Here is a 6,630-nt window from a genome sequence, read left to right as displayed (position 1 = left end):
ATCCGCGGTTGGTATGAGCGGCACCAGTCTTACCGCGAAGGACATCAACTGCTCGAGTGTTAAATCGCCGTCACGGAAGACCTACACGACCTTAGGGCTGACCGGCAGACCGTGAACCGCAGCGGCTTGAGACAGAACGAGCTTAATGATGCCGATGTCCACGCCGACGTCACAGGGCCTGCGCCTTTGGGTGGAGCGCAGACAGCGTTGCTAGCCGATTTCCTCCTGTCACATGACGAGACCGGCGTATTCCAGTCGCGCAGATTTCGTGTCAGTTCTTTGTCGCTGATTCCTTCGATGTTTCTAAGCAAGGCATAGTAGCGCTGGCCGTCGTGGACAAACAATGCGCGCAGCACATGCAGCTTCCACCTGCCTCCTATCACTTTGATCGTAAGGTGCAGCGGGCATGTTTCAGCGATCTTCGGCAAGTCGCGTGAGGACGCACGGCGGTCCTCTCAAGTTTCAATGGAGCTAACGCGCGGTACGTTGAAGCAACATCGCCCAAAAGAACATTTGGGAAGACTTCGAACCAGAGGCCATTGTTCGCGCGGCAAGCGGAGATGGTGGAAGACGCCATTTCTCAAGAACCCACTGGCGGCGCTTTCCTCGCTCAGTATCGCGTTTCAGGGCGAGCCGAAGCGAGTCCGGCCAGCGCAGGCATGAAGAGCTGGTCCCAACAGTCAGGAATGGCTTGGATAATCCTCGACCGTCCGGCTTCTCGAGCAGGTGACGAGGCAGGCTGCGACAGGCTTCGAGGATTATGCTCGCGGGGTGGCGGACGTCTGGCGTGCATGAGCGATGGGAAAATGATCCAAGAGATGCGAAGCCACGGTTCGGGGCGAGCGGGCGGCTCAGGCGGCATGTTGTCTGCGAACACCCGACGTCTTTTCGCTTGTCCGCTTTGAATGCAAGGCCGGCGCAGCAGCAAGCAGGAGCGGCTTGCTCGACGTTCTACCGTGTTGAGGGTTTTGGCGTCAGCCCCGCCGCGAACTGCGTCAGAATACGCATGATCAACGACTTCCCGTGGCTTGGATCATCCTTTGCCGCCCCTAGAGAACCGTCGATGAGAAGCATCGACAAGCCGTGGGCGAGTGCCCAAGCGGCAATAGCAGCAGTATCCACTGCTTCTTCGGCCGGGTCGCCGACGCCCGAAAGCTGCTCGGCCAGCGCGTCTCTGATGGCGCGGAAGGATGCTCGTTTAGCCTCGGCGACCTCAGGATGGGCGCACCAATCGGCGACACCGGCTCCGAACATCAGACGGTAGAGTTGCGGATGGGTCTCGGCAAAGCGCAAGTAGGCAAGACCGAGGCTGACTATGCGTTCCTGACCGGATTGCGTTGCCGCGACCGTCGCGACCTGGCAATTCTCCAGTTCGCGAAAACCGGCACCGGCCAGAGTCGCGAGCAGGTCTTCTTTGCTCGGGAAGTGATTATAGGGTGCGGTTGGCGAGACGCCGGCCGCACGTGCGACAGCGCGAAATGAGATGGACTCCGGTCCTTCCCGTTCCAGCATCTCGCCGGCGGCAGCGACCAACGCAGCCTTCAAATCTCCATGATGATAAGTCCCCGCGCTCCGCGGGCTGAGCGTCCCCGTGTCCTTTTTTCTTGTAACCAATCTGGGTTCCCATCGCGCCTTGTTAATGTTGACACTGCTCATATCGTCGCGTACTATCTGAAATTAGCAGTGTCAACATTCGATCGCAACCTCCTCGCCAAAGGGAGCGGATGCTTCGCGGCAACTCCGTGGTGCGGATCAAACAATCGCCGTGTACCAGCGGCATCTGACGTCGCTGCGAGTGGCGAGATTATGCAAGGAGTCGTGATCGTGGACCCTCTTGGCAGTATCATCGGTTGGAGTGCCGCTTACGGTGCCGCGGGGCTATTCCTGATCGCGATGGTCGAGCGGGCGGTGCCAGTGATCCCTTCATACGGCCTCCTTGTTGCCATAGGGATCTCGGCGGGCGAGGGCGCTTGGTCCATTCCCGTGGCGCTTCTAAATTTGGTGTGGCGTGGTCTGCTGCATTGCAGAAAGGCCGCGCCAAACATTCCAACCCTTTCTGTCGTCGGCGAGGAATGACTGCCATGGTCGACAGCAAAGCCAGCGAGGTCTATGGCTTCTTCCGAGCGTGGTTGTCTGACCCGCTGCGTGTCGCTGCTGTAGTGCCTTCAGGACGGGCGCTGGAAAGTGCCATCACGGCCGAGATATCATCAAGGACCGGTCCCGTCATCGAACTCGGCCCCGGCACGGGCGCTTTCACGAGAGCTTTGATTGCGCGCGGTGTACGGCAGGAAGACCTGGCTCTTATTGAGTACGGCTCTGCGTTCGCGGTCAAACTGCAATTTCGCTTTCCCCGCGCTCACACCCTCTGCATGGATGCGTCACGATTGCGCAATGTCGAGCTGTTCGGAGGCACTCCGGCCGGCGCTGTCGTGAGCGGTCTGCCGCTGCTGTCGATGCCTCCGAGGAAGGTGATCGCGATCCTCGACGGCGCGTTCGGGAAGATGCGGTCGGACGGTGCCTTCTATCAGTTCACCTATGGCCCGAGCTGCCCCGTGCCACGGGTGCTGCTGGATCGGCTCGGTTTGAAGGCGACCCACATTGGTCGAGCGCTGGCCAACGTTCCGCCAGCCGCTGTGTATCGGATACGTCGGCGAGCCCCACGTTCTGTGTTTGCCGGCCGCGCTCTAGAGCTTCCTATCGCCCACGACCAGACCTCCATCCAACAGGAGGAGCGACTGTGACACCAGCATCTCGCGCCCTACACAACGCTTGACCCGAACGAAGTCTCTGACGCCGTCATTGCACTTGCGGCGGCAAAATCGGCACTCGGGCGAGCCGGCTGGCGGTCGGTCCTTACAAGGGCTGCATCGAGCCCGTGAATGCGGCACACAAGCAGCGACAAAGCGATATCATGTCACACAACGCATCGCCAATTTGCTGACCCTGAAATCTGATCTGCGCTCTGCCGGCCGGCAGTCGAAAGCTGCCGGCTCGCGCACAATTGAACCACCAACCGGCGCACGGCGTGTATGCAAGCGCTTTCGAGTTGGATGATCCCGGATGATCCCCGAAACCACGACGTCGACTGCCTTGGAACACTATTTGGCTTGTCCATCCAGATGGTCAAGTGTGGGTGGTTATGGGGGCCCGCTGGTCCTGCGCAGCCGCGTCGAACCTGCGTGGATGGACGGCTGGTCGATTCCGGGAACACCCGACCCGTGGATCGTGCTGATGACCGGCGGCATCCGCACGGTCGAAGTGCGCGACGGCAAACGATGGCGAAAAGCGAAATCGGGTCCGGGCCAGATCGGCGTTACCTCGCCGGGCACGACGACCGAGATCCGCTGGCGGAGCGAAAGCGGCGCACCGGTCGAAACCATCCACCTTCATATCGACAACGGTTTCTTCCGGCGGGTTGCCGCCGAATGCGGCCGCGGCGATCCGAATGCGATCGAGATCACCAACGCGTTGTCCGAGTCCGATCCTCTGATCGAGCGGCTTCTAAGCGTGCTGGTGCCGCAACTGCGCGGACCTGATCCGTCAGGCCATATATTCGCAGACGCTGCCGCCGAAATGATCGCGATCCATCCCCTCCAGCGCTACTCCACCAGGTCTGTCACCAAGGTGCGAAACGCCGAGACAATATCGCGCAACAAACTGCGGCAGGTGAACGAATTTGTCGACGCGAACCTCGCCGAAAACGTGACGCTGGACGAGATGGCGCGCGTGGCTTCCATGAGTGTTTTCCACTTCGCGCGATCATTTAAGCAAAGCACGGGCGGAACTCCGCATGCATTCGTCCGTCTGCGCAGGCTTGAGCATGCCAAGCGCCTGCTTGCCGAAACCGACTGGGACGTTCGCCGTGTGGCGCGCGCGGTCGGCTATACAAATGCCAGCCATTTCGCAGCAGTATTCCGCGAGAAAAGCGGAGTCACGCCTGCCGCCTACCGACAGGCGATCCGCTAGAGGAAAACAAAAGCAAGACGCCGGCATCGGCAGCAAAAACCCGGCATCGGGTCATTCTAATTTAGCCGGAGACAACCCGCACGACAGGAGTCTCCCATGAGCATGCCTTCCCAGCAGACAGCTTTCACCGTGAATCGACGTAACCTGCTTAAGAACATTGGAGCAGCAGGCGCAGCCGCCGCGATCTTGCCTGCGACTAGCCTTGTCGCCGGCCCCGCTTTCGCTCAGGAGCCACAAGGCGATATCGTGATGCGCCCGATCCCGCGCACCGGCGAAATGGTGCCGGCAATCGGGCTTGGCACCTTCATGACATTCGATGTCACGCCTGGCAGCGAACGTGCTAAAATTGGTGAGGTCGTGCGCCTTTTCTGGGAAGCCGGTGGACGCATGTTCGACACCTCGCCTCTCTACGGCATGTCGGAAGTGAACCTCGGCGACTTTGCCTCTGCGCTTCAAATCAGCGACGACATGTTCATCACCAACAAGATTTGGTCGACCGGCGACTATCTCGCCGATGATAGCCACGCTGAGCGCAGCCTCAAAGTCTCGATGGAACGCCTGTGGCGCGAGCGCATCGACGCGATGCAGTGTCACAGTCTGGTCAACGCCGAGATTGTTATTCCGCTGCTCGCTGCCTGGAAGAAAGAGGAGCGCATCCGCTTTGCCGGAGCGTCGCATCACGACCCGGCCTATTTCGAACCGCTCGCCACCTGGGTTGAGAGCGGCCGGCTCGATTTCGTACAGGTGCATTACTCGATCCACACCCGCAAAGCCGAGGAACGGGTGCTGCGCGCCGCGGCCGACCAGGGGGTCGCCGTCGTCGTCAATATGCCGTTGGAAAAGGCACGACTTCACAAAATCGTTGCCGGTCGACCGCTGCCTGACTTCGCCGCGGATCTTGGCATCGAAAACTGGTCGCAATTCTTCCTGAAATGGGTCATCGCACACCCGGCCGTCACCTGTGCTATCCCCGCCACCTCCAATCCGGAGCATGTCCTTGAAAATGTCGGCGCGATGCGCGGCGAATTGCCCGATAAGGAAATGCGGGCCAGAATGGTCGCCTTTATGGAGGACCTCCCCGGTTTCGCTGAGCTAGACGAAAAGGGCGCTGCGTCCTGGTATCCGGACAAGAACTACAACGGCCTTGTAGGACAGGCGCAAGCGGAATTGCGCGAGCGGACCTGAACGACATCAAGAGCAAATGGTGCCGAACACAATCCGTCGCATTTCTCGATGCATGGATGCGAATCTGCTGCATTGCTCTGGGCCTGAAATCCGTCGCAAGGATCTCGCGAACGCCCCGGGTCCTGGCGCTAAAATAAATAGGGTTCACCCGGATACTCGGTCGATACGCGAGCAGCTTGCCATGCGGCCTTTCATTGCCAGAATATACGTTGGCAACAGGTCCGAGTGGCGATCCGTTGGACGACGGAATGCAGCGGCTGCTTCTGGCCGCCTTCGTGCCGTTGGCACGTTTAGAGTCAGATTGGAAATCTACTGAATGTACCAGAAATGTGCGTCTCTCGAAGCGATCAGACCGGCGGAGTATGGTGGGGGACGAGATAGGTGCCTGACAGGCCGGGCTGACAGGCATTCTGGCTCGTCAATGGCTGCGTCGCGGACTGGAAGGGCTACCCAGGCAACCGCCCCACCGGACAGCCTATCCTGCGCGTGATCTTCTGCGGTGAAGCCAAGTGACTGCGTTACCGTAGATATGTCACGCGTTGAAGGTGGAAACGATTAGGCCCCTATCGATCGAGCGAAGGCGATTCCGGTCGCGACGTTCGATGTGGGCCTGAACGACTATGATGCCCGCAGCAACGGCAATTTTGACGAAGTCACCATCGCTGCGGCTAATGACGAAAACGGCGTGCTCTACATCTTCGACTATCGCGACGGCGAGGTGTACCGTCGGGGTTCTTCAGTCCAGGATGCCGAGCCTGAAAGCTGCGCGGGAGGAAGCAGTTCGATGCGCCATCGATCTTCTGGTCGACCTTCAGCCCGGCACGGACAATGTTTCAGGTGGCTCGTGCGCGTGCGAGACGAGAACGGCGAAGTGCTCTGCGCCATCGACGTGCAGGAGGCGCAAGCGAAAACGCCGCATAGGTCTTCGACGGCACAACCTATAGTCATAACGCTTACCGATCGCGACGAACCACACCGAAAGAACCCTTGTCCCAGCATCGTACTCGGTCTTGCGGATCGACGTTGAAGACATGACAACGGCTTCTATACGAGCGCCATCGGCATGTAGCGGATGATCACCGTGTCCTGCGGAACCGCCGTTCCAGTTCCGCCTGCCGTTTGCGCCAGTCCGGCAGGTCGATGTCCTCCACCATCACTTCGAAGATGACGATATCATCTTTGCTGGACCGCTCGCCATACTGCCACTGACCTTCCGCGGGCGCCTGCGGGTGGGCCGTGACGCCGTCGAAACGGCTGGCAAGGTCTTCCTTCACGCGGTTGAAATCGTCCCGGCCAAATGGCTGGCCGGTGTTGTCCGCTCGGGGAAGCAGGATCTGGACGAGGTGCATGACAACCGCTCGCTGAAAAGCGGACAACGATTGCAAAGACCAACGCGTTCCTTTTCCTTAGTCGAAGCCGCTTGACCTTCGCGGGCCGGCGGTACAGTTGGCGAGCGATTTGCGCCGTCCGCCTAGCGCA

Annotated in this window: 8 protein-coding genes; 5 read left to right on the top strand and 3 right to left on the bottom strand. The window is 59.8% G+C overall.

All coding sequences use genetic code 11. The annotated features are described in order from the left end of the window. Positions 1-59: 59 nt before the first annotated feature. The gene (locus NMG80_RS37390) at positions 60-383 is read right to left on the bottom strand and encodes a winged helix-turn-helix transcriptional regulator (protein WP_367185998.1); all 324 of its coding nucleotides are present in this window, start codon (positions 381-383) and stop codon (positions 60-62) included. Between the two features lie 568 nt (positions 384-951). Further along, a complete protein-coding gene (locus tag NMG80_RS23405; protein ID WP_254020300.1) occupies positions 952-1,533 on the bottom strand; it encodes a TetR/AcrR family transcriptional regulator in 582 nt (193 codons plus the stop codon). A 291-nt stretch (positions 1,534-1,824) separates the two neighbouring features. Here NMG80_RS23405 and NMG80_RS23400 point away from each other — a divergent pair, with 291 nt between their 5' ends. The 5 genes from NMG80_RS23400 to NMG80_RS23380 all read left to right on the top strand — a co-directional run bounded on the left by NMG80_RS23400 (position 1,825) and on the right by NMG80_RS23380 (position 6,178). Then, the gene (locus NMG80_RS23400; RefSeq protein ID WP_254020299.1) at positions 1,825-2,076 is read left to right on the top strand and encodes a hypothetical protein; all 252 of its coding nucleotides are present in this window, start codon (positions 1,825-1,827) and stop codon (positions 2,074-2,076) included. Continuing rightward, positions 2,073-2,741, top strand: coding sequence for a class I SAM-dependent methyltransferase (locus NMG80_RS23395; RefSeq protein ID WP_436798661.1), 669 nt, complete (start codon positions 2,073-2,075; stop codon positions 2,739-2,741). The genes NMG80_RS23400 and NMG80_RS23395 overlap by 4 nt, the downstream gene beginning before the upstream one ends. Positions 2,742-3,183: 442 nt before the next feature. Further along, a complete protein-coding gene (locus tag NMG80_RS23390) occupies positions 3,184-3,966 on the top strand; it encodes a helix-turn-helix domain-containing protein (protein WP_254020297.1) in 783 nt (260 codons plus the stop codon). Between the two features lie 96 nt (positions 3,967-4,062). After that, entirely contained in the window at positions 4,063-5,151 is a 1,089-nt protein-coding gene (locus tag NMG80_RS23385; RefSeq protein ID WP_254020296.1) for an aldo/keto reductase, read from the top strand. A gap of 604 nt (positions 5,152-5,755) precedes the next feature. After that, the gene (locus tag NMG80_RS23380) at positions 5,756-6,178 is read left to right on the top strand and encodes a hypothetical protein (protein ID WP_254020295.1); all 423 of its coding nucleotides are present in this window, start codon (positions 5,756-5,758) and stop codon (positions 6,176-6,178) included. A 49-nt stretch (positions 6,179-6,227) separates the two neighbouring features. Here the strand turns inward: NMG80_RS23380 and NMG80_RS23375 are convergent, their stop codons facing one another. After that, complete coding sequence (locus tag NMG80_RS23375; RefSeq protein WP_254020294.1) at positions 6,228-6,500, bottom strand: hypothetical protein; 273 nt, start codon at positions 6,498-6,500, stop codon at positions 6,228-6,230. Positions 6,501-6,630: the final 130 nt, after the last annotated feature.

Origin of the sequence: Mesorhizobium escarrei (assembly GCF_935825525.1) — a bacterium.
GTDB lineage: Bacteria > Pseudomonadota > Alphaproteobacteria > Rhizobiales > Rhizobiaceae > Mesorhizobium > Mesorhizobium escarrei.
The sequence above is the reverse complement of the archived record's forward strand: the minus strand, read 5'-3'. Positions and strand labels throughout refer to the sequence as shown.